This window comes from Pseudomonas syringae group sp. J248-6 (assembly GCF_032586995.1).
In the GTDB taxonomy this organism is placed as follows: domain Bacteria; phylum Pseudomonadota; class Gammaproteobacteria; order Pseudomonadales; family Pseudomonadaceae; genus Aquipseudomonas; species Aquipseudomonas amygdali.
In genome coordinates this window covers 354,554-380,245 of record NZ_JAWHOP010000003.1, presented here as the reverse complement: position 1 = coordinate 380,245, position 25,692 = coordinate 354,554, and the positions used below count along the sequence as shown (strand labels likewise).

Annotated in this window: 25 protein-coding genes and 1 other RNA gene; 21 read left to right on the top strand and 5 right to left on the bottom strand. The window is 58.9% G+C overall.

From position 1 onward, the window contains the following. Nucleotides 1-32 precede the first annotated feature (32 nt). The 3 genes from RYC17_RS06000 (at nucleotide 33) to zapE (ending at nucleotide 3,208) form a co-directional block, all read left to right on the top strand. A complete protein-coding gene (locus RYC17_RS06000; protein WP_230016791.1) occupies nucleotides 33-662 on the top strand; it encodes an alpha/beta hydrolase in 630 nt (209 codons plus the stop codon). 39 nt (nucleotides 663-701) lie between these two features. Next, nucleotides 702-2,051 carry a tryptophan--tRNA ligase gene (locus tag RYC17_RS05995; RefSeq protein ID WP_316887711.1) on the top strand — a complete coding sequence of 450 codons (1,350 nt, stop codon included), beginning with the start codon at nucleotides 702-704 and terminating at the stop codon, nucleotides 2,049-2,051. Nucleotides 2,052-2,113: 62 nt separating this feature from the next. Then, entirely contained in the window at nucleotides 2,114-3,208 is a 1,095-nt protein-coding gene (zapE, locus tag RYC17_RS05990; RefSeq protein WP_316887713.1) for a cell division protein ZapE, read from the top strand. Between the two features lie 65 nt (nucleotides 3,209-3,273). Here zapE and RYC17_RS05985 read toward each other — a convergent pair whose 3' ends face one another. Next, entirely contained in the window at nucleotides 3,274-4,179 is a 906-nt protein-coding gene (locus RYC17_RS05985; protein WP_162839824.1) for a GlxA family transcriptional regulator, read from the bottom strand. A 495-nt stretch (nucleotides 4,180-4,674) separates the two neighbouring features. On the opposite strand from RYC17_RS05985, the gene rplM reads away from it, so the two are divergent. From rplM to RYC17_RS05965, 4 genes are all read left to right on the top strand, one after another. After that, nucleotides 4,675-5,103, top strand: coding sequence for a 50S ribosomal protein L13 (rplM, locus tag RYC17_RS05980; protein ID WP_002555065.1), 429 nt, complete (start codon nucleotides 4,675-4,677; stop codon nucleotides 5,101-5,103). A gap of 14 nt (nucleotides 5,104-5,117) precedes the next feature. Then, nucleotides 5,118-5,510, top strand: coding sequence for a 30S ribosomal protein S9 (gene rpsI, locus RYC17_RS05975; protein WP_002555064.1), 393 nt, complete (start codon nucleotides 5,118-5,120; stop codon nucleotides 5,508-5,510). Between the two features lie 281 nt (nucleotides 5,511-5,791). Beyond that, on the top strand, nucleotides 5,792-6,409 hold the full coding sequence (locus RYC17_RS05970) for a glutathione S-transferase N-terminal domain-containing protein (protein ID WP_044323144.1): 618 nt from the start codon (nucleotides 5,792-5,794) through the stop codon (nucleotides 6,407-6,409). A 17-nt stretch (nucleotides 6,410-6,426) separates the two neighbouring features. Beyond that, nucleotides 6,427-6,837, top strand: coding sequence for a ClpXP protease specificity-enhancing factor (locus RYC17_RS05965; protein WP_004656546.1), 411 nt, complete (start codon nucleotides 6,427-6,429; stop codon nucleotides 6,835-6,837). 61 nt (nucleotides 6,838-6,898) lie between these two features. Here the strand turns inward: RYC17_RS05965 and RYC17_RS05960 are convergent, their stop codons facing one another. From RYC17_RS05960 to RYC17_RS05945, 4 genes are all read right to left on the bottom strand, one after another. Beyond that, on the bottom strand, nucleotides 6,899-7,477 hold the full coding sequence (locus tag RYC17_RS05960; RefSeq protein WP_057403079.1) for a BON domain-containing protein: 579 nt from the start codon (nucleotides 7,475-7,477) through the stop codon (nucleotides 6,899-6,901). Beyond that, nucleotides 7,474-8,067, bottom strand: a complete 594-nt coding sequence (locus tag RYC17_RS05955) for a phosphoheptose isomerase (RefSeq protein ID WP_002555059.1) — start codon at nucleotides 8,065-8,067, stop codon at nucleotides 7,474-7,476. Before RYC17_RS05955 ends, RYC17_RS05960 begins: the two co-directional genes overlap by 4 nt. 168 nt (nucleotides 8,068-8,235) lie before the next feature. Beyond that, nucleotides 8,236-8,610, bottom strand: a complete 375-nt coding sequence (locus RYC17_RS05950) for a YraN family protein (RefSeq protein WP_177342351.1) — start codon at nucleotides 8,608-8,610, stop codon at nucleotides 8,236-8,238. Beyond that, a complete protein-coding gene (locus tag RYC17_RS05945; RefSeq protein WP_316887719.1) occupies nucleotides 8,607-10,421 on the bottom strand; it encodes a penicillin-binding protein activator in 1,815 nt (604 codons plus the stop codon). Before RYC17_RS05945 ends, RYC17_RS05950 begins: the two co-directional genes overlap by 4 nt. Before the next feature lie 281 nt (nucleotides 10,422-10,702). On the opposite strand from RYC17_RS05945, the gene rsmI reads away from it, so the two are divergent. From rsmI to RYC17_RS05875, 14 genes are all read left to right on the top strand, one after another. Further along, the gene (gene rsmI, locus RYC17_RS05940; RefSeq protein ID WP_316887854.1) at nucleotides 10,703-11,572 is read left to right on the top strand and encodes a 16S rRNA (cytidine(1402)-2'-O)-methyltransferase; all 870 of its coding nucleotides are present in this window, start codon (nucleotides 10,703-10,705) and stop codon (nucleotides 11,570-11,572) included. A gap of 98 nt (nucleotides 11,573-11,670) precedes the next feature. Further along, nucleotides 11,671-12,028: RNase P RNA component class A (gene rnpB / locus RYC17_RS05935), an RNA gene on the top strand. Between the two features lie 306 nt (nucleotides 12,029-12,334). After that, nucleotides 12,335-12,790, top strand: coding sequence for a division/cell wall cluster transcriptional repressor MraZ (mraZ, locus tag RYC17_RS05930; RefSeq protein WP_002555055.1), 456 nt, complete (start codon nucleotides 12,335-12,337; stop codon nucleotides 12,788-12,790). Between the two features lie 2 nt (nucleotides 12,791-12,792). Next, nucleotides 12,793-13,734: a 16S rRNA (cytosine(1402)-N(4))-methyltransferase RsmH gene (rsmH, locus tag RYC17_RS05925; RefSeq protein WP_002555054.1), complete on the top strand. Its 942-nt coding sequence runs from the start codon at nucleotides 12,793-12,795 to the stop codon at nucleotides 13,732-13,734. Further along, a complete protein-coding gene (ftsL, locus tag RYC17_RS05920) occupies nucleotides 13,731-14,024 on the top strand; it encodes a cell division protein FtsL (RefSeq protein WP_002555053.1) in 294 nt (97 codons plus the stop codon). The genes rsmH and ftsL overlap by 4 nt, the downstream gene beginning before the upstream one ends. Continuing rightward, complete coding sequence (locus RYC17_RS05915) at nucleotides 14,024-15,751, top strand: peptidoglycan D,D-transpeptidase FtsI family protein (protein ID WP_004666184.1); 1,728 nt, start codon at nucleotides 14,024-14,026, stop codon at nucleotides 15,749-15,751. The genes ftsL and RYC17_RS05915 overlap by 1 nt, the downstream gene beginning before the upstream one ends. After that, entirely contained in the window at nucleotides 15,751-17,214 is a 1,464-nt protein-coding gene (locus tag RYC17_RS05910; RefSeq protein ID WP_316887721.1) for a UDP-N-acetylmuramoyl-L-alanyl-D-glutamate--2,6-diaminopimelate ligase, read from the top strand. Before RYC17_RS05915 ends, RYC17_RS05910 begins: the two co-directional genes overlap by 1 nt. Further along, nucleotides 17,207-18,577 carry a UDP-N-acetylmuramoyl-tripeptide--D-alanyl-D-alanine ligase gene (locus RYC17_RS05905; RefSeq protein WP_316887723.1) on the top strand — a complete coding sequence of 457 codons (1,371 nt, stop codon included), beginning with the start codon at nucleotides 17,207-17,209 and terminating at the stop codon, nucleotides 18,575-18,577. Before RYC17_RS05910 ends, RYC17_RS05905 begins: the two co-directional genes overlap by 8 nt. Then, nucleotides 18,577-19,659: a phospho-N-acetylmuramoyl-pentapeptide-transferase gene (gene mraY, locus RYC17_RS05900; protein ID WP_002555049.1), complete on the top strand. Its 1,083-nt coding sequence runs from the start codon at nucleotides 18,577-18,579 to the stop codon at nucleotides 19,657-19,659. The genes RYC17_RS05905 and mraY overlap by 1 nt, the downstream gene beginning before the upstream one ends. Before the next feature lie 5 nt (nucleotides 19,660-19,664). Beyond that, the gene (gene murD / locus RYC17_RS05895; RefSeq protein ID WP_044323150.1) at nucleotides 19,665-21,011 is read left to right on the top strand and encodes a UDP-N-acetylmuramoyl-L-alanine--D-glutamate ligase; all 1,347 of its coding nucleotides are present in this window, start codon (nucleotides 19,665-19,667) and stop codon (nucleotides 21,009-21,011) included. After that, the gene (ftsW, locus tag RYC17_RS05890; RefSeq protein WP_002555047.1) at nucleotides 21,008-22,222 is read left to right on the top strand and encodes a putative lipid II flippase FtsW; all 1,215 of its coding nucleotides are present in this window, start codon (nucleotides 21,008-21,010) and stop codon (nucleotides 22,220-22,222) included. The genes murD and ftsW overlap by 4 nt, the downstream gene beginning before the upstream one ends. Then, complete coding sequence (murG, locus tag RYC17_RS05885; protein ID WP_316887726.1) at nucleotides 22,212-23,282, top strand: undecaprenyldiphospho-muramoylpentapeptide beta-N-acetylglucosaminyltransferase; 1,071 nt, start codon at nucleotides 22,212-22,214, stop codon at nucleotides 23,280-23,282. Before ftsW ends, murG begins: the two co-directional genes overlap by 11 nt. Continuing rightward, complete coding sequence (murC, locus tag RYC17_RS05880; protein WP_316887728.1) at nucleotides 23,275-24,735, top strand: UDP-N-acetylmuramate--L-alanine ligase; 1,461 nt, start codon at nucleotides 23,275-23,277, stop codon at nucleotides 24,733-24,735. Before murG ends, murC begins: the two co-directional genes overlap by 8 nt. Beyond that, on the top strand, nucleotides 24,732-25,691 hold the full coding sequence (locus RYC17_RS05875; RefSeq protein ID WP_219170164.1) for a D-alanine--D-alanine ligase: 960 nt from the start codon (nucleotides 24,732-24,734) through the stop codon (nucleotides 25,689-25,691). Before murC ends, RYC17_RS05875 begins: the two co-directional genes overlap by 4 nt. Nucleotide 25,692: the final 1 nt, after the last annotated feature.

Below are 25,692 nucleotides of genomic sequence, written 5' to 3'. Positions count from 1 at the left end.
CCATTTCGAGGTCACGGAGTTCTGTTTTGCTCATGCGTGAAACCCCATTATTTATCGATGGCCCAGAAGGCCAGCTCGAAGCGCTGTATCAGGATATACCCGACGCCCGAGGCGTTGCACTGATCTGCCATCCTAACCCGATACAGGGCGGAACGATGCTCAATAAAGTCGTCTCGACGTTGCAGCGTACCGCAAGGGATCAAGGTCTGATCACCTTACGCTTCAATTATCGCGGTGTCGGTGCCAGTGCCGGTACATCGGTCGCCGGGCCAGGCGAGATCGATGATGCCCAGGCTGCCGCGCAATGGCTGCGCGCGCAACATCCTGATCTGCCCATGACTCTGTTCGGTTTTTCTTTCGGTGGCTACGTTGCCGCCAACCTGGGCGGTCGTCTTGAAGGGCAGGGTGAAAAACTGACGCATTTGTTTCTGATTGCTGCAGCGGCCTCGCGGCTCAAGGATCAAAGCGTCTTGCCGCGAGCCTGCCCGCTGACGATCATTCAGCCAGAAGACGATGAAGTGATCGATCCCGAAACGGTCTATGCATGGTCGGCCGCGCTGCAACGCCCCCATGAGCTGCTGAAAGTGGCAGAATGCGGACACTTTTTTCACGGCAAGCTGACCGATCTGAAAGATCTGCTTCTGCCGCGACTTTCCAACTGATTGCAGCCCGTATTGCATCCTTTAGATAAGCGACCTGCCATGACCACTCGTATCCTGACCGGTATCACGACCACCGGCACTCCCCATCTGGGTAACTACGCGGGCGCGATTCGCCCGGCCATTGTCGCCAGCCGTCAGAGCGATTTCGACTCGTTCTACTTTCTGGCCGACTACCACGCGTTGATCAAATGCGATGACCCGCTGCGCATTCAGCGTTCGCGTCTGGAAATCGCTGCGACCTGGCTGGCAGCTGGCCTGGACGTTGATCGTGTGACCTTCTATCGCCAGTCGGACATTCCGGAGATCCCTGAACTGACCTGGCTGCTCACCTGTGTGGCTGCCAAGGGCCTGCTTAACCGCGCGCACGCCTACAAGGCATCGGTGGACAAGAACGTCGAAGGTGGCGAGGACCCGGATGCAGGCATCACCATGGGGCTGTACAGCTACCCGGTGCTGATGGCCGCCGACATTCTGATGTTCAATGCGCATCAGGTTCCGGTGGGTCGCGACCAGATCCAGCACGTTGAAATGGCCCGCGACATCGGCCAGCGGTTCAACCACCTGTTTGGCAATGGCAAGGAATTCTTTGTCATGCCCGAGGCCTTGATCGAAGAGAGCGTCGCCACGCTGCCCGGTCTGGACGGGCGCAAGATGTCTAAAAGCTACGACAACACCATCCCGTTGTTCAGCAGTGCCAAGGAAATGAAAAGCGCTATATCACGCATCGTCACCGACTCGCGTGCGCCGGGTGAAGCGAAGGATCCGGATACCTCGCACCTGTTCACCCTGTATCAAGCCTTCTCGACGGCAGAGCAGTGCGCTGAATTCCGTTCCGACCTTTTGCAGGGGTTGGGCTGGGGTGAAGCGAAGAACCGTCTGTTCGCTTTGCTGGATGCGCAATTGAGCGAGCCCCGTGAAAAATATCTGGGGCTGATCGAGCGTCCTGCCGATCTCGAAGATATCCTGCTCGCCGGCGCGCAGAAGGCACGTCGGGTTGCCACGCCGTTTCTGGAGGAACTGCGTGAGGCGGTGGGTCTGCGCTCGTTCCGCGCCACAGTGCAAAACGCCGACACCGGCAAGAAAAAGGCCAGCAAGGGCGCTCGTTTCGTCAGCTTCCGTGAAGACGACGGCAGCTTCCGTTTCCGCCTGCTGGCCGCCGATGGCGAGCAACTGCTGTTGTCGCGCAATTTTGCCGACGGCAAGGCAGCCGGTATCGCCAGCAAGCAGTTGCAGCAGGGCGGTGAGCTGGATCTGCGCAGTGAAACCAATGGCTTCACGCTGTGGCTGGACGGTGAGTGTGTGGCTGATAGCCCGGTGTTCGCCGATGCCACTGCGCGCGACAACGCGATTCAAACCCTTAAGCTGGCACTTGCTCCTCAACAGGACTGATTGCCAATCCCCGGGGTCGTCGCTACAGTGACGACCCGTTTTTGTTGCCTTGCTAACGAATTATGACGCCCCTAGAACGATATCAATCTGATCTGAAACGCCCGGACTTCTTTCACGATGCCGCGCAGGAAAACGCTGTGCGCCATTTGCAGCGCCTGTATGACGATCTGGTTGCCGCTCACGACAGCAAGCCCGGTCTGTTCGGCAAGCTGTTCGGCAAGAAAGAGCCGACCCTGGTCAAGGGGTTGTACTTCTGGGGTGGCGTAGGCCGTGGCAAGACCTATCTGGTCGACACGTTCTTTGACGCGCTGCCGTTTCAGGACAAGGTCCGTACACACTTCCACCGCTTCATGAAGCGCGTGCACGAAGAGATGAAGACCCTCAAGGGCGAGCGAAATCCGCTGACGATCATCGCCAAGCGTTTTTCCGACGAGGCACGGGTTATCTGTTTCGACGAGTTCTTTGTTTCCGACATCACCGATGCCATGATCCTGGGCACGCTGATGGAAGAGCTGTTCAAAAATGGCGTAACGCTGGTGGCAACCTCCAACATCGTTCCAGACGGCCTGTACAAGGACGGTCTGCAGCGTGCGCGCTTCCTGCCTGCAATTGCGCTGATCAAGCAGAACACCGACATCGTCAACGTCGACAGCGGCGTCGACTACCGTCTGCGTCACCTGGAACAGGCTGAGCTGTTTCACTTCCCGCTCAACGAAGTTGCGCAGGAAAGCCTGCGTAAAAGCTTCAAGGCCCTGACCCCGGATTGCGCAGAAACCATCGAAAACGATGTGATGATGATCGAAAACCGCGAGATCCGCGCCCTGCGTACCTGTGATGATGTGGCCTGGTTCGACTTCCGCGAACTGTGCGACGGGCCACGCAGCCAGAACGACTACATCGAGCTGGGCAAGATCTTTCATGCCGTGCTGATCAGCGGCGTCGAGCAGATGGACGTTTCTACCGATGACATCGCCCGGCGTTTTATCAACATGGTCGACGAGTTCTACGATCGCAACGTCAAGCTGATCATTTCAGCCGAGGTTGAGTTGAAGGACCTGTACACCGGTGGCCGGTTGATGTTCGAGTTTCAACGCACCCTGAGCCGTCTGCTGGAAATGCAATCCCACGAATTCCTCTCGCGGGCGCACAAGCCCTAGCAGCGACTGCAAGCGGCGAGTTTCAAGCTACACGCTTGAAACTCGCCCATGCCGCAGCTTGCAGCTCACAGCTTTTCCTTTTGGCTCTCGAACTGCTGCCGGTACTGGTTGGGCGACAGCTCGGTGTGTTGGCGAAACAGCCGGGCGAAGAAGCTGGCGTCGTCATAGCCCACCTCGTAGCTGATGGTCTTGATGCTTTTGCGAGACCCTGACAGCAATCCCTTTGCCGTTTCGATCCGCAGCCGTTGCAGGTAATGCAGCGGCTTGTCGCCGGTTGCGGTCTGAAAGCGGCGCATGAAATTGCGAATGCTCATGCCGTGCTCGCGGGCCACATCTTCAAAGCGGAACTTGTCGGCAAAGTGCTCTTCCAGCCAGTGCTGAATCTGCAGGATGACCACGTCCTGATGCAGTTTCTGCCCGCCAAAGCCGATCCGGCCCGGTGAGTAGGTGCGGCGCACTTCGTAAAGAATATCGCGGGCCACGGCCTGGGCGACGTTGGCCCCGCAGAACCGCTCGATCAGGTAGATGTAGAGGTCGCACGCTGACGTCGTGCCCCCTGCGCAGTACACGTTATCGGCGTCAGTCAGGTGCTTTTCCTGATTGAGCAGCACCTTGGGGTAGCGTTCGGCAAATGCACTGAAGAAGCGCCAGTAGGTAGTCGCTTCCTTGCCGTCGAGCAATCCTGCCTCGGCAAGCCAATAGACCCCGGTGGCCTCGGCGCAGAGTACGGCACCGTTGGCATGCTGCTCACGCAGCCAGGGCAGAATCTGCGGGTAGCGTTCGCACAGGGTTTCAAAATCATCCCAAAAGGCCGGGATAACGATGATGTCGCTTTGGCAAAGCGCGCCGTCGACCGGCAGTGTGACGTCGCTGAAGCTGCTGACGGAGAGTCCGTCCGGGCTGACGAGGCGGGTTTCGAAAGCGGGCACCAGGCCCTGGCCCAGTTGTTTGCTGTAGCGCAGGCTGGCCAGGTGGAAGAAGTCCTTGGCCTGCATGACCGTCGAGGCAAACATCTTGTCGGTGGTCAGAATGCTTACGCGGCGCAGCAGAGTGGCGTGTTGGATCGGCATAATCGTTATTCTTATATGGGTAAATGGTCAAGCAACGGCTGGATCGTCTTATTTTTTGTCAGGTGTGTCCAGCCTCCTCATGCCAGTATCTCTGCGAGAGGTGTGCATGATGGCTTTGTGCTAAGCGGGTAAATATCCGCCAATCCACGCCCCGCAGGCAATAAACAGAATGTGAACAAAAAATCCGGTTGAGGTTATTTTTACAGTCTGTATAATCCGCCAGCTCTTTGCAGTGGAAGTGATGCGCCGTCTGCCGAAGAATCTTGCCGTATAACGGACGCGCTGACCCGAGCCCCCGATAGCGTCTGTTTCCGGCTGCCTTTGACTTGTCAAAGTACGCACTATTCAGTAAGATCCGCCGTCTAATTTTCAGGGCGGCCCCTGAGGCTATAAAGAATGAAAACTTTTACTGCTAAACCGGAAACAGTTAAGCGCGACTGGTTCGTCGTCGACGCTGCTGGTCAGACCCTGGGTCGTCTGGCCACCGAAATCGCGAGCCGTCTGCGTGGCAAGCACAAACCGGAATACACTCCGCACGTTGATACCGGCGACTACATCGTCGTGATCAATGCCGAGCAGATCCGCGTTACTGGTGCCAAAACCACCGACAAGATCTACTACTCACACTCCGGTTTTCCGGGCGGGATCAAGTCGATCAACTTCGAAAAGCTGATCGCCAAAGCTCCTGAGCGCGTGATCGAGACCGCGGTCAAAGGCATGCTGCCTAAGAACCCGCTGGGTCGCGACATGTATCGTAAGCTGAAAGTCTATGCGGGCGCTGTACACCCTCATACTGCTCAGCAGCCCCAAGAACTGAAGTTTTAACGGAATAGTTCATTATGTCGGCGACTCAAAATTACGGCACTGGCCGTCGCAAGACCGCAACCGCTCGCGTTTTCCTGCGTCCGGGTACTGGTAACATCTCGATCAACAACCGCTCCCTGGACAATTTCTTCGGTCGCGAAACTGCCCGCATGGTAGTTCGTCAGCCGCTGGAACTGACCGAGACAGTTGAAAAGTTCGACATCTACGTCACCGTTATCGGTGGCGGTGTAAGTGGTCAGGCTGGCGCAATCCGCCACGGTATCACTCGCGCTCTGATGCAATACGACGAGACTCTGCGTGGCGCTCTGCGTAAAGCAGGCTTCGTGACTCGCGATGCTCGTGAAGTTGAACGTAAGAAAGTCGGTCTGCGTAAAGCGCGTAAGCGTCCGCAGTACTCGAAGCGTTAATTCGTTCTTCGTTCAAAGAAAGAACGTCCATCCCCTCGCGGGGCTGGGCGTTTTTTTATGGGCGTGATTCTTGCGGTTGAGGTGTTTTCAAGCTGGGCGTGTCACGTCGATATTGCGAGATTTATAAGCCTGTCGGCGAAGATTACAGAATTTACATCGCGTAAATGAGCTATCTTGTGGCCCGCGACGAACACCTGTCCTGTTGCGTTCATTATCGGATGCGCCCTTAAGGCGTGTTCGTTCGTCTGTCCGATAAATTTTAACAAGCGAGGAGGATCGCCATGGGCGTGACCAACCGGTTGGCCTGCTACTCCGACCCCGCCGACCACTATTCTCATCGTGTGCGTATTGTGCTCGCCGAGAAGGGTGTCAGCGCCGAAATCATTGAGGTTGTGGCAGGTCGTCATCCGCCGCAGCTGATTGAAGTAAATCCGTATGGCAGCTTGCCGACTCTCGTTGATCGTGACCTGGCGTTGTACGAGTCGACGGTGGTGATGGAATACCTGGATGAGCGCTATCCGCATCCGCCCTTGTTGCCTGTCTATCCCGTGGCTCGCGCCAACAGCCGTCTGCTGATCCATCGCATTCAGCGAGACTGGTGTGGTCTTGTGGACCTGATCCTCGATACGCGCAGCAAAGAGCCTGCTCGTGTTCAGGCGCGCAAGGAGCTTCGTGAAAGTCTGACCGGGGTTTCACCGTTGTTTGCGGAAAAAGCTTTTTTCATGAGCGACGAGCTAAGTCTTGTTGACTGCTGTCTACTCCCCATACTCTGGCGTTTGCCAATTTTGGGTATTGAATTGCCACGGCCTGCCAAGCCGTTGCTTGATTACATGGAGCGCCAATTTGCGCGTGAGGCTTTTCAGACGAGTCTGTCTGCTGCCGAACGTGAAATGCGCTAAGGCTTAAGGAGCCGTTAATGAACTCCAGTCGCCCTTATCTTGTTCGCGCTCTCTATGAGTGGATCGTCGATAACGATTGCACCCCGCACGTGCTGGTCAATGCGGATTACCCCTCGGTGCAGGTCCCGCAAGGGTTTGCCAATGACGGGCAGATTGTCCTGAATGTTTCGCCAAGTGCGGTGCGTCATCTGCATATGGATAACGAAGCTGTCAGCTTCGAAGGCCGCTTCGGCGGTGTGCCGCATACGCTTTACGTGCCTGTAGCTGCCATCCTGGGTATTTATGCCCGTGAGAACGGTCAGGGTATGGTTTTCGATCTGGAGCCTTCCATGGATGAGGGTGAGGAAATCGAGATCGAAGATGATACCCCGCCCGACAGCGAGCCACCGCGCCCGAGTGGCCGGCCGAGTCTGAAGGTCGTGAAGTAAAAAATGCGCAATAAAAAAGGCGATCTCCGGATCGCCTTTTTTTTCGCCTGCCGGTTACCCGTCAGTCGATGTACTCAAACAGTTTGACGATCTTCTGCACGCCGGAAACGCCCTGTACCAGGTTGGTGGCGCGATTGGCTTCGTCCTGGGTCACCAGGCCCAGCAGGAACACAATACCGTTCTCGGTCACCACCTTGATGCGTGAGCCGGGGATGGATGCGTCGGCAATCATCTGGCTTTTGATCTTGGTGGTCAGCCAGGCATCGTTGTTACGCGCCAGCAGCGAAGAGGGCGCCATGACCTGCAGCTCGTTGTTGACCTTCTTGACGCGCTGGACCGAGCTGGCGGCCTGTTCGGCAATTGCCTTGAGGTCGGCGCGGGGTGTCTGGCCAGCCAGCAGCACGATGCCGTTGAAGCTGGTCACAACGATGTGTGAGCCTTCTGCGAGATCAGGGTTGGCTTTGGAGATGTTGACGGCTGCCTTGGTCTCGATCAGTGAATCGTCGATCTTGCTGCCGAAGGTGCGGGTGCCGCGATCGTCTTCGATCGGTTTTTCGCGAGTGGCCGTGATCACCGAACTGCATCCGGTGATGCTGAGGCACAGTGTCAGAACCAGTAGGCTGAGACGATTAGGGGTCATTCTTCACTCCCGAACAGTTGGCTGTCGATCAAATCGCAAAGGCAATGGATCGCCAGCAGATGGACTTCTTGTATGCGTGCCGTGACATTGGCAGGTACGCGGATCTCCACGTCCTCGGGCAATAGCAGGGAAGCCATGCCGCCACCGTCGCGTCCCGTCAATGCTACGACAATCATTTCGCGATCATGTGCGGCCTGGATGGCCTGAATAATATTTGCCGAGTTACCGCTGGTGGAAATGGCCAGCAGCACATCACCTGGCTGGCCCAGTGCGCGGATCTGCTTGGAAAAGATTTCGTTGTAGCTGTAATCGTTGGCAATCGAGGTAATCGTAGAGCTGTCGGTTGTCAGGGCGATGGCTGGCAGGCTCGGCCGCTCGCGCTCGAAACGGTTGAGCAGTTCCGAGGAGAAGTGCTGTGCATCGCCAGCCGACCCGCCGTTGCCGCACGCGAGCATCTTGCCCTCGTTGAGCAGGGCATTGACCATGACCTGACTGGCTTGCTCGATATAGGGTGCAAGGACTTCCATCGACTGTTGCTTGGTTTCGATGCTGGCCTGGAACAGCCGGCGAATTCGGGATTGCATGTCCATCAATGTGACCTTAATTAGAGCGTACGGCGGCGGGACGGATGCGCCGGGTTCTCCCGGGAGCTATCCGGCACACAAGGTGTGCAGCCGGCAAAACAAATAGCGAAATCGATGAGCGTAGAAGCTATTGCAGTTCATTAACACGGCAGGGCTGCTGTGCCCATGCGCAGGTCAGCTGTCAAAAGCACTCTTGATCCAGTTCAGCGGTGCAGTGTTGCCAGGCTGGCCTTCAATGGCGATCACGTCGAAACGACAGGGGTGACTGGCCCAGTCTGTTGCTTGCTGCAGAAAAAGCTGTGCGGCAGTGACAAGTTTTGCCTGCTTGCGAAAATCAACGCTTTCCATGGCTCCACCCCAGCCTGAGTGGCGCCGGTAGCGAACTTCGACGAATACTACTGTATCGCCGTCAAGCATGACTAGATCAAGCTCGCCGCGTTTGCATAACCAGTTTTGTTCAATCAGGTGCAGCCCCTGTTGTTGCAAAAACTGCAGGGCGAAGGCTTCAGCCTCGCGCCCTGCCTGTTGGCGGCTGCTGCGTGGTATCAAGGCGCTGTGTCCGGCAGACGCTGGATCTTGCCGTCGACGAACTCCGCCCATGGCAACTGACGCTCGACGCGACGGCCAGGGTTGATGCTCAGGCTACCCGACAGGCCATCGATGCGGCTGTCAGGCATAGCCTTGAGTTGCGCAAGGCGTGGGGCCAGACGGTAGGCGTCGATGCCCATTGCGTACAGGCGACCAAGGCTGCCTGCAGCTTGTGGCCATTGCGCGGTCACCTGCTGGCGCAGCGGGTCTTCAGCGTTCAGCAGCCAAGGCGTCTCGCAGAAGCGCACACCGTTGAGGTCCATGTACTGCGCATGATCGTTGCTGTTGGTGAATAGGTGCGAGGTGGCGTAGACCGGAACATCGCCTGCGTACTGGAAAACCATGGTTGGCTTGATCTGCTGCGCCTGTTGCGGCGTGGCGGCGAGGAACATGAAGTCAATGTCCTGGCGACGGCTTGGCTGCGCGGCTACCTGAGTACCGGCAGTGCTCTGCAGACGCTGGGCGCGACCTTCGCTGTTGCGCAACTGGAACAGATCGGCGACCTGCTGTGCCAGTTCTACAGGCTGGTCGACGTGCTCGGCTGCGATCAGCGTACCGCCCTTGGCCTGCCAGCTCTTGCGGAAGGCATCCAGAACGCGGTCGCCCCATTCGCCTTTCGGCACCATTGCTACAGCGCTGCGCTTGCCATCGGCCCAGGCGCGACGTGCAACTTCGCGGGCTTCGTCTTCGGCAGCCAGGCCGAACTGGTACAGCTGAGCGGGGCCTTCGTTGCTGGTGTCGCTGTAGTTCAGCGCCAGTGTAGTGATCGGGAGCTGCTGGCGGCTGTTCAACTGTTTGACGAGGTTCTTTTCCAGCGGACCGACGACCAGCTGTACGCCAGCGGCCTGAGCCTGACGGTAGAACTCGTCCATCGAGGTAACGCGCGAGCTGTCGAACACCTGGATAGCGGGTGGATTCTGTCCTGCTTGTTGTGCCTGGAAGTGCGCGGCCATGAAGCCTTCGCGCAACGCTTTGGCAACTGCGGCCAGCTGGCCATCCTGCGGCAGCAGCAGAGCGATTTTGGTAATCGGCTCGCTGGTCAGGGCGCGCAGTTGGGCGAGTGCGGTAGGCAGTTGCAGTGCTGCAGGGTGTTTCGGGTTCTGGGCTTTCCAGTTGTCGATGGCTGCCTGTTGCTGCTCAAGTGTGCCTGCGCCTTTGATCGAGCGGGCCAGGTTCAGCCAATCGCCCATATCGCCGCTGGCTGTACTTTGCAGTTGCTCGGCCGGCAGAGCGGACACCAGCGTCCAGATTGCATCATTGTTGGCGCTGGCTTCTGCACCTTGCAGCAGAGGGCCGGCGAATACTCGCTCATTGACGGCCGCCAGGGCCTGGCCATCGGCCTCCAGGGCGCGCGCCTTGACCGTGTGGGTGCGAACCTGCTGCTCGACCGACAGTTCGCCCAGGCGTTGCATGCTCGGGTGGTTCAGTGCGGTCAGTGCTGCCTTGGGCTGATTGCGGCCCATCGCCAGCTCTGCGGACAATGTGCTGGCGAAAACCTGCAGTCCAGGCTTGAGTTGATCGATTTGCACCTGTCCGAGAATCTGCGCAGCGCGTCCTGCGTCATTCTGGCGGGCGGCCAGGTCGGCCGCACTCAAGCGCAGCGTAGCAGCCTGCTCGGGTGTTTTGGCTGTGGCGGCCTGATCAAGCAACTGCTCGATGCTGGCGTCAGGGGTTCGAGGCAGCTCGCCAAGACTGGACGAGGGCGAGCTGGCACAGGCTGCGAGAAGGGCAGCGAGGCAGAGGGCAGAGAGCAGCCGCAGACAAGCGATCATTGGTATGTTCCTGAAACTCGAGCGAATTAACGGGGAATTGTACCCAAGCGCTGGCCGGGGTGCGATGTCGAAGGTGTTTAAAGCCGTGATATTGGTCGCGTTAGGGTCATCTGGCGGCCAAATCGTTCAATTCGAGGGGGCTGCGTTGTGTTGTGTCCGGCCTTGATCATGTATTTATTCCTTTTTTATCGGCATCCCTGATGCGCGAACCGCTCGGCCGTGCTTCAGCCTGTACAATGCATTCTTTCCAAGTATCAGCTTTAACCTGTGAGGTTTGCGTTTTGACTGTTCCGGTTGTTTCGAATTCCACTCCGGGCTCGCTTTATGTAGTGGCGACTCCTATCGGCAATCTGGACGACATGAGCGTGCGGGCATTGAAGGTGTTGCGTGAGGTCGCGCTGATTGCGGCTGAAGACACGCGCCATTCTGCACGGCTGATGCAGCACTTCGGGATATCCACTCCGCTGGCCGCCTGTCACGAGCATAACGAACGTGATGAGGGTAGTCGGTTCATAACGCGTCTGCTGGCTGGCGACGATGTGGCGCTGATTTCCGACGCAGGCACGCCGCTGATCTCTGATCCCGGTTATCACCTGGTGCGCCAGGCGCGTGCTGCGGGTGTGCCGGTTGTCCCTGTGCCGGGCGCTTGTGCCCTGATTGCCGCTCTTTCTGCGGCCGGGCTGCCTTCGGACCGATTCATTTTCGAGGGCTTTCTTCCTGCCAAGGCAGCAGGGCGCAAGGCAAAACTCGAGCGAGTAAAGGAAGAGCCGCGCACGCTTATTTATTATGAAGCTCCGCACCGGATTCTTGAGTGTCTGCAAGACATGGAGCAAGTCTTTGGTGCCGACCGTCAGGCCTTGCTGGCACGTGAAATAACCAAAACTTTTGAAACGCTCAAGGGTCTGCCTTTGGGTGAGCTGCGGGCTTTTGTCGAGGCCGACAGTAATCAGCAGCGTGGCGAATGCGTTGTGCTGATAGCCGGCTGGACACCGCCCGAGGACGAGGATGTCATTGGTGAGGAGGCGCGCCGCATACTGGATTTACTGCTTGCGGAGATGCCTCTCAAGCGCGCCGCAGCCTTGGCAGCCGAAATAACCGGCGTGCGCAAGAACCTGCTTTATCAGGTGGCGCTGGAGAAACAGAAGGAATGATGGGTTGCCTTCAAAAGGGGTGGATAACGGGGACAAGCGCACCCCACGTGCTATTAAAGCTTGTTCTTGAAGGCATGTGCCGCTAACCTTGGCGGCGGAGAGTCGATTGGACAGTCGCTGCCTCTTGTTGTTCCGCAACAGGGGGGGGAGGAAAGTCCGGGCTCCATAGGGCGGAGTGCCAGGTAACGCCTGGGAGGCGTGAGCCTACGGAAAGTGCCACAGAAAATAACCGCCTAAGCACTTCGGTGCCGGTAAGGGTGAAAAGGTGCGGTAAGAGCGCACCGCACGTCTGGTAACAGTTCGTGGCAAGGTAAACCCCACTCGGAGCAAGACCAAATAGGGTTCCTAGGCGTGGCCCGCGCTGGAACCGGGTAGGTTGCTAAAGACGTCCAGTGATGGCCGTCGTAGAGGAATGACTGTTCTCGACAGAACCCGGCTTACAGATCGACTCTCCACCTTTTTCCAACCCTTCGTTTCAAGCAGCAAAACCCTCTCGTAATACCAAAAAAATCTTACAGCTCATAAATCACATTAACTTTGAATCGCAACGATTTGAGTGATGTGGGATTTATCTGTCAGAGCCTTCGTAAAATTACCCTTTTATACCCAATACCTCTCCTAAATCTCCGAAATGTAAGGGTTTTCCTTAAGACCGTGCCTTGACGGTGTGGTGGGCGCGTTCCTATAGTGTGCACAAGTGGCAGAAAGTGGCACGAAGTGGGTTTTTTCAGCGCAAAAAGCTAATATTCGGAGAATGCGCCTGTGTTCCGTGGTGCCAACGCGATCAATCTCGATGCCAAGGGCCGTCTCGCTATGCCGAGCCGGTACCGTGACGAGTTGGATTCGCGTAGTGCCGGGCAACTTATCGTGACCATTGATGCCGTTGATCCCTGTCTTTGCCTGTATCCGCTTTCCGAATGGGAGCTGATAGAGGCAAAACTTCGTGATCTGGCGACGTTTCGTGAAGAGAACCGTCGTCTGCAAAGGCTTTTGATTGGTAATGCTGTCGATCTGGAACTCGATGGCAGCGGGCGTTTTCTGGTGCCGCCACGCTTGCGCGAATACGCCAGGCTGGATAAGCGCGTAATGCTGGTGGGCCAACTCAACAAGTTTCAACTGTGGGACGAGGACGCCTGGAATGCTCTTGCTGATGCTGACCTGGCTGCCATTCAAAAACCTGGCGCTATGCCCGACGAATTACGTGATTTGATCCTGTGACTATGAACAGCGGCTTTACCCACATCACCGTGCTGCTTGAAGAAGCCGTGGAGGCTCTCGCGGTGCGTGCCGATGGCTGCTATCTGGACGGCACGTTCGGACGTGGCGGGCATAGTCGTCTGATATTGAGCCAGCTTGGTCCTGATGGTCGGCTTCTGGGGTTCGACAAGGACCCTCAAGCGATTGCCACAGGGCAAGCGCTAGCGGCCGAAGACGGCCGCTTTGTCATTGTGCAGCGCAGCTTTGCCGAATTGGGATCCGAGGCTCAGGAACGCGGTTTGGCGGGCAAGGTCAGTGGCATTTTGCTGGATCTGGGCGTGTCGTCCCCGCAGCTGGATGACCCCGAGCGCGGTTTCAGCTTCATGAACGACGGCCCGCTGGACATGCGTATGGACCCAACCCGTGGCGTGAGCGCTGCCGAGTTCATTGCGACTGCGCCCGCTGAAGAAATTGCCCGCGTATTCAAGGAATACGGCGAAGAGCGATTTGCCAAACGCATGGCCAATGCGGTCGTCGCGCGCCGTGAAGTCCAGCCTTTCGAGCGTACTGCTGATCTGGCAGAAGTGCTCAAGGTCGCCAACCCTGCCTGGGAAAAGGGCAAGAATCCTGCAACGCGTGCCTTTCAGGGCCTGCGTATTCACGTGAACAACGAGCTGGGCGATCTGGAAGCCGGTCTCGAAGCCGCGCTGGATGCCCTTGAAGTTGGTGGTCGCCTCGTCGTCATCAGTTTTCACTCGCTGGAAGACCGCATCGTCAAGCTGTTCATGCGCAAGCTCGCCAAGGGCGAAGCCGACAACATGCCACGCAATCTGCCGATCCAGTTCAAGCCGTTTGAACCGAAAATCAAAATTCACGGTAAGGCTCAATTCGCCTCGGATACCGAAACCAAAGCCAACCCGCGTTCGCGCAGTGCTGTCATGCGTGTAGCGGAGAAGCTCAGGTGAGCCGTCTGTTTCTGAAGCCTTTGCCCGGCGGCAGCTTCATTATGCTGCTGCTGTTCATTGCTGTCCTGATTTCAGCGATTGGCGTTTCCTATAGCGCACATTGGAATCGTCAACTGCTCAACTCGCTGTATTCGGAAATGAGCGTGCGCGACAAGGCGCAGGCAGAGTGGGGCCGGCTGATTCTTGAGCAGAGCACCTGGACTGCACATAGCCGCATCGAGAATCTGGCCACCGAACAGCTGAAAATGCGCATTCCAAGCGCTGCCGAAGTGCGGATGGTGGCGCCATGATGAAACTTGAAGGCGCGCTTTATCCGTGGCGTTTTCGCGTGGTCGTGGGGCTGCTGGTGTCCCTCGTGCTCGCCATTTGCTGGCGCATCGTTGACCTGCAGGTTATCGACCACACCTTTCTCAAGGAGCAGGGCGATGCCCGCAGCCTGCGGCATATCCCGATTCCGGCTCACCGTGGCCTGATCACCGACCGCAATGGCGAGCCGCTTGCCGTCAGTACTCCGGTGACGACGCTGTGGGCCAACCCGCGCGAAATGCAGCAGGACAAGTCCAAGTGGCCGATGCTCGCAGCGGCTACCGGGCAGGATCTGAAAGCGTTGACTGATCGCCTGGAATCGCAATCCACCAAGGAATTCATCTACCTCGTTCGTGGCATGACGCCGGAGCAGGGTCAGGCAGCGCTGGATCTGAAAGTCCCTGGCGTTTACGGCATCGAAGAGTTCCGCCGTTTCTACCCGGCAGGGGATGTTACCGCGCACATGGTTGGTTTTACCGACCTTGATGACCACGGTCGCGAAGGTGTCGAGCTGGCATATGACGACTGGCTTGCGGGAGTGCCCGGCAAGCGTCAGGTCATCAAGGACCGGCGCGGCCGACTGATCAAGGATGTTCAGGTGACCAAGAATGCCAAGGCCGGAAAGACCTTGGCTTTGTCTATTGACCTGCGCCTGCAATACCTGGCAACCCGTGAGCTGCGCAACGCCATCGTGGAAAACGAGGCCAAGGCAGGCAGTATGGTGATCATGGACGTCAAGACCGGTGAAGTTCTGGCGATGGTCAATCAGCCGACCTACAACCCGAACAATCGCCGCACCATGGTGCCTGCTGCCATGCGCAACCGGGCCATCATTGACGTGTTCGAACCTGGTTCGACCATGAAGCCGATCTCCATGACCGCAGCGCTGGACAGTGGCCGCTGGAAGCCTACCGACAAGGTCGAGGTCTATCCAGGCACCCTGCAGATCGGCAAATACACTATTCGTGACGTGACCAAGACCGAGGGCCCGATCCTCGATCTGACCGGCATCCTGATCAACTCCAGTAACGTCGGCATGAGCAAGGTCGCGTTCGATGTGGGCGGCGAAGCGATCTTCCGTGCCATGCAACGCGTTGGTTTTGGTCAGTACACCGGCCTCGGCTTCCCTGGCGAGCGCGTCGGCAACCTGCCCAACTACCGCGAATGGCGCAAGGCTGAAACCGCCACGCTGTCCTATGGCTACGGTCTGTCAGTCACCGCTTTGCAGCTGGTACACGCCTATGGCGCGCTGGCCAATAACGGCCGCATCGTGCCACTGACCATTTTGAAAACGGATAAAGAGCCGGAATCGACCCAGGCTATTCCCGAGAAAACCGCCAAGACTCTGCAGGGTATGTTGCAGCAGGTTATCGAAGACCCGCGCGGCGTTTATCGCGCCCGTGTGCCGTCCTATCACGTCGGCGGCAAGAGCGGTACGGCGCGTAAGACGTCGATCGGCACCAAGGGCTATGCGGAGAACTCCTATCGCTCCCTGTTCGCCGGTTTCGGCCCGATGAGTAACCCGCGTTATGCCATCGTCGTGGTCATCGATGAGCCGAGCAAGGGCGGTTACTACGGTGGTCTGGTTTCGGCTCCGGTATTCAGCAAAGTCATGTCCGGTACGTTGCGTCTGATGAACGTCACTCCTGACAACCTTGCCCCACCGGAACAAGTCAATGCAGCACCGGCAGCCAAAGGAGGGCGTGGTTGATGGCCTTTAATCTGAGCAAGATTTTCGCTCACACCGATCGCGATGCGCTGATTCGCGAGTTGACTCTCGACAGCCGCAATGTCCGTCCGGGTGATCTGTTTCTAGCCATACCGGGTATCAAGGTCGATGGCCGTGCACATATTGCCGACGCGCTCAAGCGTGGCGCTGCGGCTGTGGCGTACGAAGTCGAAGGCTCGACCGTTCTGCCGATCACCGACGTGCCGCTGATCCCGGTCAAGGGGCTCGCCGCGCAGTTGTCCGATATTGCCGGCCGCTTCTACGGCGACCCGAGCCGCAGTCTGAATCTGGTCGGTGTTACCGGCACCAACGGCAAGACCAGCGTCACCCAGCTGGTTGCGCAGGCGCTTGATGCACTGGGTCAGCATTGCGGCATTGTCGGCACACTGGGCACAGGCTTCTACGGCGCATTGCAAAGCGGCCGTCATACCACGCCTGACCCGATTGCCGTTCAGGCGACGCTGACCGATCTGAAAAAGTCCGGGGCGCGTGCAGTGGCGATGGAAGTTTCGTCTCATGGGCTGGATCAAGGGCGGGCGACGGCGCTGGCGTTTGATGTGGCGGTGCTGACCAATCTGTCCCGTGATCACCTGGATTATCACGGCACCATGGAAGCGTACGCTGCCGCCAAGGCCAAGCTGTTTGCATGGTCCAACCTGAAATGCCGGGTAATCAACCTGGATGATGCTTTCGGTCGTGAACTGGCCGGTATCAAGCAAGAGTCGCGGTTGATCACCTACAGCCAGCTGGACAGCTCGGCCTACCTGTATTGCCGCGATGCGAAATTCGATGACGATGGCGTGCGCGCTACGCTGGTCACGCCTCAGGGCGAGCATTTCCTGCGCAGCAGCCTGCTGGGGCGCTTCAACCTGAGCAACGTGCTGGCTGCGGTCGGTGCTTTGCTGGGCCTGGATTACGCGCTGGACGAAATTCTCAAGGTGCTGCCGAAACTCGAAGGTCCGGTCGGGCGCATGCAGCGTCTGGGTGGTGCCGACAAGCCGCTGGTGGTTGTCGATTACGCGCATACTCCGGATGCGCTGGAAAAAGTCCTCGAAGCACTGCGCCCGCACGCCAAAGGCCGCCTGCTGTGCCTGTTCGGCTGCGGCGGTGATCGTGATCGCGGCAAGCGTCCGCTGATGGCTGAAGTGGTCGAACGCCTGGCCGACGGTGCGTGGGTCACCGACGACAACCCGCGCTCCGAATCGCCAGCCAGTATTTTTGACGATATTCGCCCTGGCTTCACTGCTGTCGACAAGGTGCGCTTCATCGAAGGTCGCGGCCAGGCCATTGCCGAGCTGATTGCCAGCGCCAGTGCCGATGATGTCGTGGTGCTGGCCGGTAAAGGGCACGAGGACTATCAGGAAATCGACGGTCAGCGCCATCCGTTCTCTGACCTGCAAGAAGCTTCCAAGGCGCTTGCTGCATGGGGGCCTGCGAATGATTAAGCCAATGACATTCAGCGAACTGGTCGTGCCACTTGACGCCCGTCTGGTCGCTGGCGACTGCAGCTTTGACGGCGTGAGCACTGACAGCCGTGGCATCGAGCCGGGCCAGCTGTTTGTGGCCCTGACCGGACCGCGCTTCGACGGCCATGAGTACCTTGAGCAGGTGGCTGCCAAAGGTGCGGTAGGTGCTTTGGTCGAGCGCGAAGTGCAGGGCGCAAGCCTGCCGCAACTGGTCGTGCTCGATACCCGCAAGGCGCTCGCGCAACTGGGCGCAATGAACCGCAATGCGTTCATCGACAAGCCGGTTGCAGCGATGACCGGTTCCAGCGGCAAGACCACGGTCAAGGAAATGCTCGCGAGCATCCTGCGTACGCGCGGACCTGTGCTGGCCACTCGTGGCAATCTGAACAACGAGCTGGGCGTGCCATTGACGTTACTGGAGCTGGCTCCAGAGCACAGTGCGGCGGTCATCGAGCTGGGCGCATCGCGGGTGGGCGAAATTGCCTTCACCGTGAGCCTGACCAAGCCACACGTTGCCATCATTACCAACGCCGGAACCGCCCATGTCGGCGAGTTTGGCGGGCCGGACAAAATTGTCGAAGCCAAGGGCGAGATTCTGGAAGGTCTTGATGCCAGCGGCACTGCGGTGCTGAATCTGGAAGACAAGGCGTTCCCTGTCTGGCGCAAGCGTGCCGGCAATCGCAACATTCTGACCTTCGCACTGGCTGACCCTGCGGCGGATCTGCACGCCAGTGAACTCAGTCGTGATGCCCGCGGCTGCCCGGGCTTCACCATGAACAGCCCGCTCGGCGTCGCCCAGGTTCAGTTGAATCTGTTGGGCGCGCACAACGTGGCCAACGCTTTGGCAGCTGCGGCTGCAGCCTGCGCTCTGGGCGTGACGCTGGAAGGTATTGTTGCGGGCCTGAACAACGTGCAGCCGGTCAAGGGCCGTGCGGTTGCGCAAATCGCCAGCAACGGCACGCGCGTCATTGATGACACCTACAACGCCAACCCTGCCTCGATCAACGCGGCCGTCGACATCCTTACCGGTTTTACCGGTCGTACCGTGCTGGTGCTGGGCGATATTGGCGAGCTGGGCGAGTGGGCCGAACAAGGCCATCGCGACGTAGGGGCCTATGCCGCTGGCAAGGTCTCGGCGCTGTATGCCGTCGGCCCGTTGATGACTCATGCCGTCAGCGCCTTTGGTGAACATGCTTACCACTTTGCCAGTCAGGCAGAGCTGATCGCGGCGCTGGGCGCCGAGCAGGACCCTAATACCACTTTATTGATCAAGGGCTCGCGTAGCGCTGCGATGGAAAACGTCGTGGCTGCCTTGTGCGGTTCTAGCCTGGAGAAACATTAATGCTGCTGCTGTTGGCCGAGTTTTTACAACAGTTCTACAAAGGCTTCGCGGTCTTTCAGTACCTGTCCTTGCGCGGGATCCTTGGCGTGCTCACTGCACTGACGCTGTCGCTGTGCCTGGGCCCGTGGATGATCCGCACCTTGCAGATGCGCCAGATCGGCCAGTCGGTCCGCAACGACGGTCCGCAGTCGCACTTGTCCAAATCGGGTACGCCGACCATGGGCGGCGCGCTGATCCTCTCGTCCATCGGTATCAGTACGCTGTTGTGGGCTGACCTGAGCAATCGTTACGTTTGGGTTGTGTTGCTGGTGACACTGCTGTTCGGGGCCATCGGCTGGGTCGATGACTACCGCAAAGTGATCGAAAAGAACTCGCGTGGCCTGCCGAGCCGCTGGAAGTATTTCTGGCAGTCGGTATTCGGCCTCTGTGCAGCGATCTTCCTTTATACGACTGCACCGTCGGCTACCGAAACCACGCTGATCGTGCCGATGCTCAAGGATGTGCGCATCCCGTTGGGTATCGGTTTCATCGTGCTGACCTATTTCGTGATCGTCGGCTCCAGCAACGCAGTCAACCTGACTGACGGCCTGGACGGTCTGGCGATCATGCCGACGGTGATGGTGGGCGGTGCGCTGGGCATCTTCTGCTACCTGTCGGGTAACGTGAAGTTTGCTGAATACCTGCTGATTCCCTACGTACCGGGGGCCGGCGAGCTGATTGTCTTCTCTGGTGCGCTGATTGGCGCGGGGCTCGGGTTTCTCTGGTTCAACACCTATCCGGCGCAGGTATTCATGGGCGACGTCGGTGCGCTGGCGCTGGGCGCTGCACTCGGCACCATGGCCGTGATCGTGCGTCAGGAAATTGTCCTGTTCATCATGGGCGGCGTGTTCGTGATGGAAACCCTTTCAGTGGTCATTCAGGTTGCGTCTTTCAAACTCACCGGTCGCCGCGTGTTCCGCATGGCGCCGATTCACCATCACTTTGAACTCAAAGGCTGGCCCGAGCCACGCGTGATCGTCCGTTTCTGGATCATCACCGTGATTCTGGTGCTCATTGGCCTTGCCACACTGAAACTGAGGTAGAACGAGTGTCCCTGATCGTCTCCGACCGCTTCCGCATTGTTGTGGGGCTTGGCAAAAGTGGCATGTCCCTGGTTCGCTTCCTGGCGAACCGGGGCGTGTCCTTTGCCGTGGCCGACACGCGGGAGAATCCTCCTGAGCTGGCGACCTTGCGTCGTGACTATCCGCAGGTGGAAGTGCGTTGTGGCGAGCTGGACGTGGATTTCCTCTGCCGTGCCGACGAGTTGTATGTCAGCCCCGGTCTGGCGCTGGCCACCCCGGCCCTGCAGCAGGCGCACGCGCGTGGCGTCAAGCTGTCCGGCGACATCGAGCTGTTCGCGCGTTACGCGAAGGCGCCGGTCATCGCCATCACCGGTTCGAATGCGAAAAGCACGGTGACAACGCTGGTGGGTGAAATGGCCGTCGCTGCAGGCAAACGCGTTGCGGTCGGGGGCAACCTCGGTACTCCGGCGCTGGACCTGCTCAGCGACGATGTCGAACTGTACGTAATGGAGCTGTCCAGCTTTCAGCTCGAAACCACCGACCAGCTCAATGCTGAAGTGGCAACCGTGCTGAACATCAGCGAAGACCATATGGACCGCTACAGCGGCCTGCCGGCTTACCACCTGGCCAAGCACCGGATTTTCCGTGGCGCGCGGCAAGTGGTGGTCAATCGTCAGGATGCCCTGTCCCGTCCGCTGATTGGTGAAGGCCTGCCTTGCTGGACGTTCGGTCTCAACAAGCCTGATTTCCACGGCTTTGGTCTGCGTGAAGAAAACGGCGAAAAATACCTGGCGTTCCAGTTTGAAAACCTGATGCCGGTACGTGAGCTGAAAGTTCGTGGTGCTCACAATCAGGCCAACGCCCTTGCTGCATTGGCGCTTGGGCATGCGGTTGGCCTGCCGTTCGATGCGATGCTTGCAAGCCTGCGCGAATTCACCGGCCTGGAGCATCGCTGCCAGTGGCTGCGTGAGCATGACGGCGTTCATTACTACAACGACTCCAAGGCCACCAACGTCGGTGCCGCACTGGCTGCCATCGAAGGTCTGGGTTCGGATATCGACGGCAAGCTGGTACTGATCGCTGGTGGCGATGGCAAAGGCGCTGACTTCAGCGCATTGCGTGCGCCAGTCGCTGAGCATTGCCGCGCTGCGGTGTTACTGGGCCGCGACGCCGAGCTGATTGCCCAGGCATTGGGTGATGCCGTTCCTCTGGTGCGTGTCGACACCGTCCAGGCTGCTGTCGAGCACAGTGCAAAGCTGGCGCAGCGGGGCGATGCGGTATTGCTTTCGCCTGCATGCGCCAGCCTGGACATGTTCAAGAATTATGAAGAGCGCGGACGTGTGTTCGCGCAGGCAGTGGAGTGCTTGTCATGATCTTCGGTGTGATCAAGCCTTATCCATCGCCACTGATCAGCGGGCGCGGCATTGACCTCGACTTCCCGATGCTGGTCGGCTGTCTGGCGTTGCTGGGCCTTGGGCTGGTAATGATTACTTCCGCCTCGTCGGAAGTTGCTGCAGTTCAGTCGGGCAACACGCTGTACATGATGACCCGCCACCTGGTTTATCTGTTGATCGGCCTGGGTGCTTGTGGCGTGACCATGATGATCCCGGTCGCCACCTGGCAACGTCTGGGCTGGATGATGCTGCTCGGCGCGTTCGGCTTGTTGCTGCTGGTACTGGTGCCGGGAATCGGGCGCGAGGTGAACGGTTCGATGCGCTGGATCGGTTTCGGCGCGTTCAACGTGCAGCCGTCGGAAATCGCCAAGGTATTCGTGGTGATCTTCCTTGCCGGCTACCTGATCCGTCAGCAGCAGGAAGTTCGCGAAAGCTGGATGGGCTTTTTCAAGCCGTTCATCGTGCTGCTGCCGATGGCCGGGCTGCTGCTCATGGAACCTGACTTCGGTGCGACCGTGGTAATGATGGGCTCGGCGGCAGCCATGCTGTTTCTCGGCGGTGTCGGCCTGTTCCGCTTCTCGCTGATGGTGGTGCTGGCGGTCGCTTCTGTGGTGGTGCTGGTCCAGGCCCAGCCCTACCGGATGGCGCGTCTGACCAACTTTACCGACCCGTGGGCTGACCAGTTCGGTTCCGGTTATCAATTGACCCAGGCGCTGATCGCCTTCGGTCGTGGCGAGTGGTTCGGCGTCGGGCTGGGCAACAGCGTGCAGAAGCAGTTCTATCTGCCGGAAGCGCACACCGACTTCGTGTTCTCGGTGCTTGCAGAAGAGCTGGGCGTGGTGGGTTCGCTGATCACCGTCGCACTGTTTCTGTTTGTCAGTATTCGCGGTATGTACATCGGCATGTGGGCCGAGCGCGCCAAGCAGTTCTTCGGGGCCTACGTGGCCTACGGTCTTTCGTTCCTGTGGATCGGTCAGTTCCTGATCAACATCGGTGTGAACGTTGGTCTGCTGCCGACCAAGGGTCTGACTCTGCCATTCCTCAGCTACGGCGGCAGCTCGCTGGTGATCTGCTGCGCGAGTCTTGGCCTGCTGCTGCGCATCGAGTGGGAATCGCGCAACAACATGGGCAGTGAAGAAGCCGAGTTCAAGGAAAGCGACTTCGCCGAGGAGACGCCCCATGGACGCTAATGTGCTGATCATGGCTGGCGGCACCGGCGGGCATGTATTCCCGGCGCTGGCTTGTGCACGCGAGTTTCAGGCACGTGGCTACAAGGTCCACTGGCTGGGCACGCCACGCGGAATCGAAAACGAACTGGTCCCGCAGGCCGGTTTGACGCTGCACCTGATCAATGTCACCGGGCTGCGTGGCAAAGGCCGGCTGTCGCTGCTCAAGGCGCCGTTCATGTTGCTCAAGGCCCTGATGCAGGCGCGCAAGGTTGTCCGTCAGGTGAAGCCGGTCTGCGTGGTTGGCTTCGGTGGCTATGTCACCGGCCCTGGTGGTCTGGCGGCGAAGCTGGCAGGCGTACCGTTGATCATTCACGAGCAGAACGCCGTTGCCGGTACAGCCAATCGCAGCCTGGCGTCGTTCGCCAGCCGCGTGTGCGAGGCGTTCCCGAACACCTTTGCGGCCTCGTCCAAACGCCGCACCACCGGCAATCCGGTGCGTGTCGAGCTGTTTCTGGAAACACCGCGTCAGACGCTGGCCGGGCGCAAGGCGCGTCTGCTGGTACTGGGCGGCAGTCTGGGCGCGGAGCCATTGAACAAATTGCTGCCCGAGGCGCTGGCCCGGTTGCCTCAGGACATCCAGCCCGAAGTGTTTCATCAGTCGGGCAAGAATCACGACGCAGTCACCGCCGAGCGTTATCGCAACGTGGGCGTCGAGGCGCAGGTTGCGCCATTCATCCAGAACATGGCCCAAGCCTATAGCTGGGCCGATCTGGTGGTCTGCCGCGCAGGCGCATTGACCATCAGCGAACTGGCCGCCGCAGGTCTGCCGTCGTTGCTGATACCGCTGCCCCACGCGATTGATGACCATCAGTCACGTAACGCTGACTATCTGGCTCGCGAAGGCGCAGCCTTCGTCATGCCGCAAGCGACAACTGGCGCCGCCGAGATGGCAGCACGCCTGAAAGAGGTTTTGATGCAACCCGAACAATTGAACAGCATGGCCCGCACAGCACGTAGCCTGGCCAAGCCTGATGCAACCAACACCGTCGTCAACGTCTGCGTGGAGGTGGCTCATGGTTGAGAATCAACGCGCCATGCCGCAACCTGAAATGCGCCGTATCCGTCGCATCCACTTCGTCGGTATCGGCGGCGTCGGTATGTGCGGGATTGCCGAAGTGTTGTTGAACCTGGGCTACGAAGTCTCGGGCTCCGACCTCAAAGGCTCGGCCGTGACCGAGCGTCTGGAATCGTTCGGCGCGCAGATCTTTGTTGGCCATCGCGCCGAGAACACCGTGGGTGCCGACGTACTGGTGGTGTCCAGCGCTGTGAATACTTCCAACCCGGAAGTCGCCACCGCGCTGGAACGCCGTATTCCAGTCGTGCCCCGTGCCGAGATGCTCGCCGAACTGATGCGCTATCGCCACGGCATCGCTGTCGCCGGTACGCACGGCAAGACCACCACCACCAGCCTGATCGCTTCGGTGTTCGCTGCTGGTGGCCTGGACCCGACCTTTGTGATTGGTGGCCGTTTGAACGCCGCGGGCACCAACGCCCAGCTGGGCACCAGCCGTTACCTGATCGCTGAAGCCGATGAAAGCGATGCCAGCTTCCTGCACCTTCAGCCCCTGGTTGCGGTAGTCACCAATATCGACGCCGATCACATGGCGACCTACGAAGGCGACTTCAATAAACTGAAGAAGACCTTTGTCGAGTTCCTGCATAACCTGCCGTTCTATGGCCTGGCGGTCATGTGCATCGACGATCCGGTAGTGCGTGAAATTCTCCCGCAGGTCAAGCGCCCGACGCTGACCTACGGCTTCAGCGAGTCTGCCGACATACGTGCAATCAACGTGCGTCAGGACGGCATGCTGACATTCTTTACCGTACTGCGCCGCGACCGCGAGCCGCTGGATATGTCGGTGAACATGCCCGGCAATCACAACGTACTCAACTCGCTGGCGACCATCGCTATTGCCACCGACGAAGGTGTCAGCGATGAGGCGATCGTGCAGGGCCTTTCGGGGTTCCAGGGCGTCGGTCGTCGCTTCCAGGTGTACGGCGAGTTGCCGGTCGAAGGCGGTAACGTGATGCTGGTCGATGACTATGGTCACCATCCGCGCGAAGTGGCTGCTGTGATCAGCGCCGTACGTGGTGGCTGGCCGGATCGTCGTCTGGTGATGGTCTACCAGCCGCACCGCTTCAGCCGCACCCGTGACTTGTACGACGATTTCGTACAGGTTCTGGCGGACGCCAATGTGTTGCTGCTGATGGAAGTCTACCCGGCGGGTGAAGAACCGATTCCCGGCGCCGACAGCCGCAACCTGTGCCACAGCATTCGTCAGCGCGGTCAGCTGGACCCTATCTACATCGAGCGCGGCGTCGAGCTGGCGCCGCTGGTCAAGCCGCTGCTGCGCGCTGGCGACATTCTCCTGTGCCAAGGCGCTGGCGACATCGGCGGTCTCGCGCCACAACTGCTGAAAAGCCCGCTGTTCGCTGGCGCTAAAGTGGCCCCCACCGAAGGGAAGCTGAAATGACAGCCGTCGCCCAGTCTTCCCTGCGCTCGACGCTCGAGCCGAAAAGCTTCGGCCGTGTCGCCGTGCTCTTCGGTGGCAAGAGTGCTGAACGGGCAGTTTCCCTGAACTCCGGTAATGCGGTGCTCAAGGCGTTGCTCGATGCTGGCGTGGACGCGTTCGGCATCGATGTGGGCGATGACTTCCTGCAGCGACTGGTCAGCGAAAAGATCGACCGTGCCTTCATTGTTCTACACGGGCGAGGCGGCGAAGACGGCACTATGCAAGGCCTGCTGGAATGCCTGGAAATCCCTTATACCGGCAGTGGTGTACTGGCTTCCGCGCTGGCGATGGACAAGTTGCGCACCAAGCAGGTCTGGCAGAGTCTCGGCCTTGCGACGCCCTTGCATGCCGTTCTTGAAAACGAGAGCGATTGTATTTGCGCAGCGACGGAACTGGGCTTCCCTTTGATCGTCAAACCGGCCCATGAAGGTTCAAGTATCGGTATGGCAAAGGTGAACAGCGTCGATGAATTGATCGCCGCCTGGAAAGCCGCCAGTACCTACGATTCGCAAGTATTAGTCGAACAGTGGATTCAGGGACCTGAGTTTACTGTGGCGTCTCTGTGTGGCCAGGTGTTGCCTCCCATTGGCCTGGGCACTCCTCACAGTTTTTATGATTACGATGCCAAGTACCTGGCGTCCGATACTCAGTACCGGATCCCTTGCGGGCTTGGCGATGCGCAGGAACAGGAACTCAAACAACTTGCAGCACGCGCTTGCGACGCCATCGGCATCGCAGGGTGGGCGCGCACGGATGTTATGCAGGACGCACAAGGCAAGTTCTGGTTACTTGAAGTTAACACCGTGCCCGGCATGACCGATCACAGTCTGGTGCCTATGGCTGCGCGTGCTGCAGGTCTGGATTTTCAACAACTGGTGTTGGCGATTCTGGCCGACAGTGTTCAGGCGAGAGGGTAAG

What these genes read in the sequence shown, in the direction of transcription:
- RYC17_RS06000 (WP_230016791.1), top strand. Translation starts at nt 33, where the DNA reads ATGCGTGAAACCCCATTATTTATCGATGGCCCAGAAGGCCAGCTCGAA.
- RYC17_RS05995 (WP_316887711.1), top strand. Translation starts at nt 702, where the DNA reads ATGACCACTCGTATCCTGACCGGTATCACGACCACCGGCACTCCCCAT.
- zapE (WP_316887713.1), top strand. Translation starts at nt 2,114, where the DNA reads ATGACGCCCCTAGAACGATATCAATCTGATCTGAAACGCCCGGACTTC.
- rplM (WP_002555065.1), top strand. Translation starts at nt 4,675, where the DNA reads ATGAAAACTTTTACTGCTAAACCGGAAACAGTTAAGCGCGACTGGTTC.
- rpsI (WP_002555064.1), top strand. Translation starts at nt 5,118, where the DNA reads ATGTCGGCGACTCAAAATTACGGCACTGGCCGTCGCAAGACCGCAACC.
- RYC17_RS05970 (WP_044323144.1), top strand. Translation starts at nt 5,792, where the DNA reads ATGGGCGTGACCAACCGGTTGGCCTGCTACTCCGACCCCGCCGACCAC.
- RYC17_RS05965 (WP_004656546.1), top strand. Translation starts at nt 6,427, where the DNA reads ATGAACTCCAGTCGCCCTTATCTTGTTCGCGCTCTCTATGAGTGGATC.
- RYC17_RS05960 (WP_057403079.1), bottom strand. Translation starts at nt 7,477, where the DNA reads ATGACCCCTAATCGTCTCAGCCTACTGGTTCTGACACTGTGCCTCAGC.
- RYC17_RS05955 (WP_002555059.1), bottom strand. Translation starts at nt 8,067, where the DNA reads ATGGACATGCAATCCCGAATTCGCCGGCTGTTCCAGGCCAGCATCGAA.
- RYC17_RS05945 (WP_316887719.1), bottom strand. Translation starts at nt 10,421, where the DNA reads ATGATCGCTTGTCTGCGGCTGCTCTCTGCCCTCTGCCTCGCTGCCCTT.
- rsmH (WP_002555054.1), top strand. Translation starts at nt 12,793, where the DNA reads ATGAACAGCGGCTTTACCCACATCACCGTGCTGCTTGAAGAAGCCGTG.
- RYC17_RS05915 (WP_004666184.1), top strand. Translation starts at nt 14,024, where the DNA reads ATGAAACTTGAAGGCGCGCTTTATCCGTGGCGTTTTCGCGTGGTCGTG.
- RYC17_RS05910 (WP_316887721.1), top strand. Translation starts at nt 15,751, where the DNA reads ATGGCCTTTAATCTGAGCAAGATTTTCGCTCACACCGATCGCGATGCG.
- RYC17_RS05905 (WP_316887723.1), top strand. Translation starts at nt 17,207, where the DNA reads ATGATTAAGCCAATGACATTCAGCGAACTGGTCGTGCCACTTGACGCC.
- mraY (WP_002555049.1), top strand. Translation starts at nt 18,577, where the DNA reads ATGCTGCTGCTGTTGGCCGAGTTTTTACAACAGTTCTACAAAGGCTTC.
- ftsW (WP_002555047.1), top strand. Translation starts at nt 21,008, where the DNA reads ATGATCTTCGGTGTGATCAAGCCTTATCCATCGCCACTGATCAGCGGG.
- murG (WP_316887726.1), top strand. Translation starts at nt 22,212, where the DNA reads ATGGACGCTAATGTGCTGATCATGGCTGGCGGCACCGGCGGGCATGTA.
- murC (WP_316887728.1), top strand. Translation starts at nt 23,275, where the DNA reads ATGGTTGAGAATCAACGCGCCATGCCGCAACCTGAAATGCGCCGTATC.
- RYC17_RS05875 (WP_219170164.1), top strand. Translation starts at nt 24,732, where the DNA reads ATGACAGCCGTCGCCCAGTCTTCCCTGCGCTCGACGCTCGAGCCGAAA.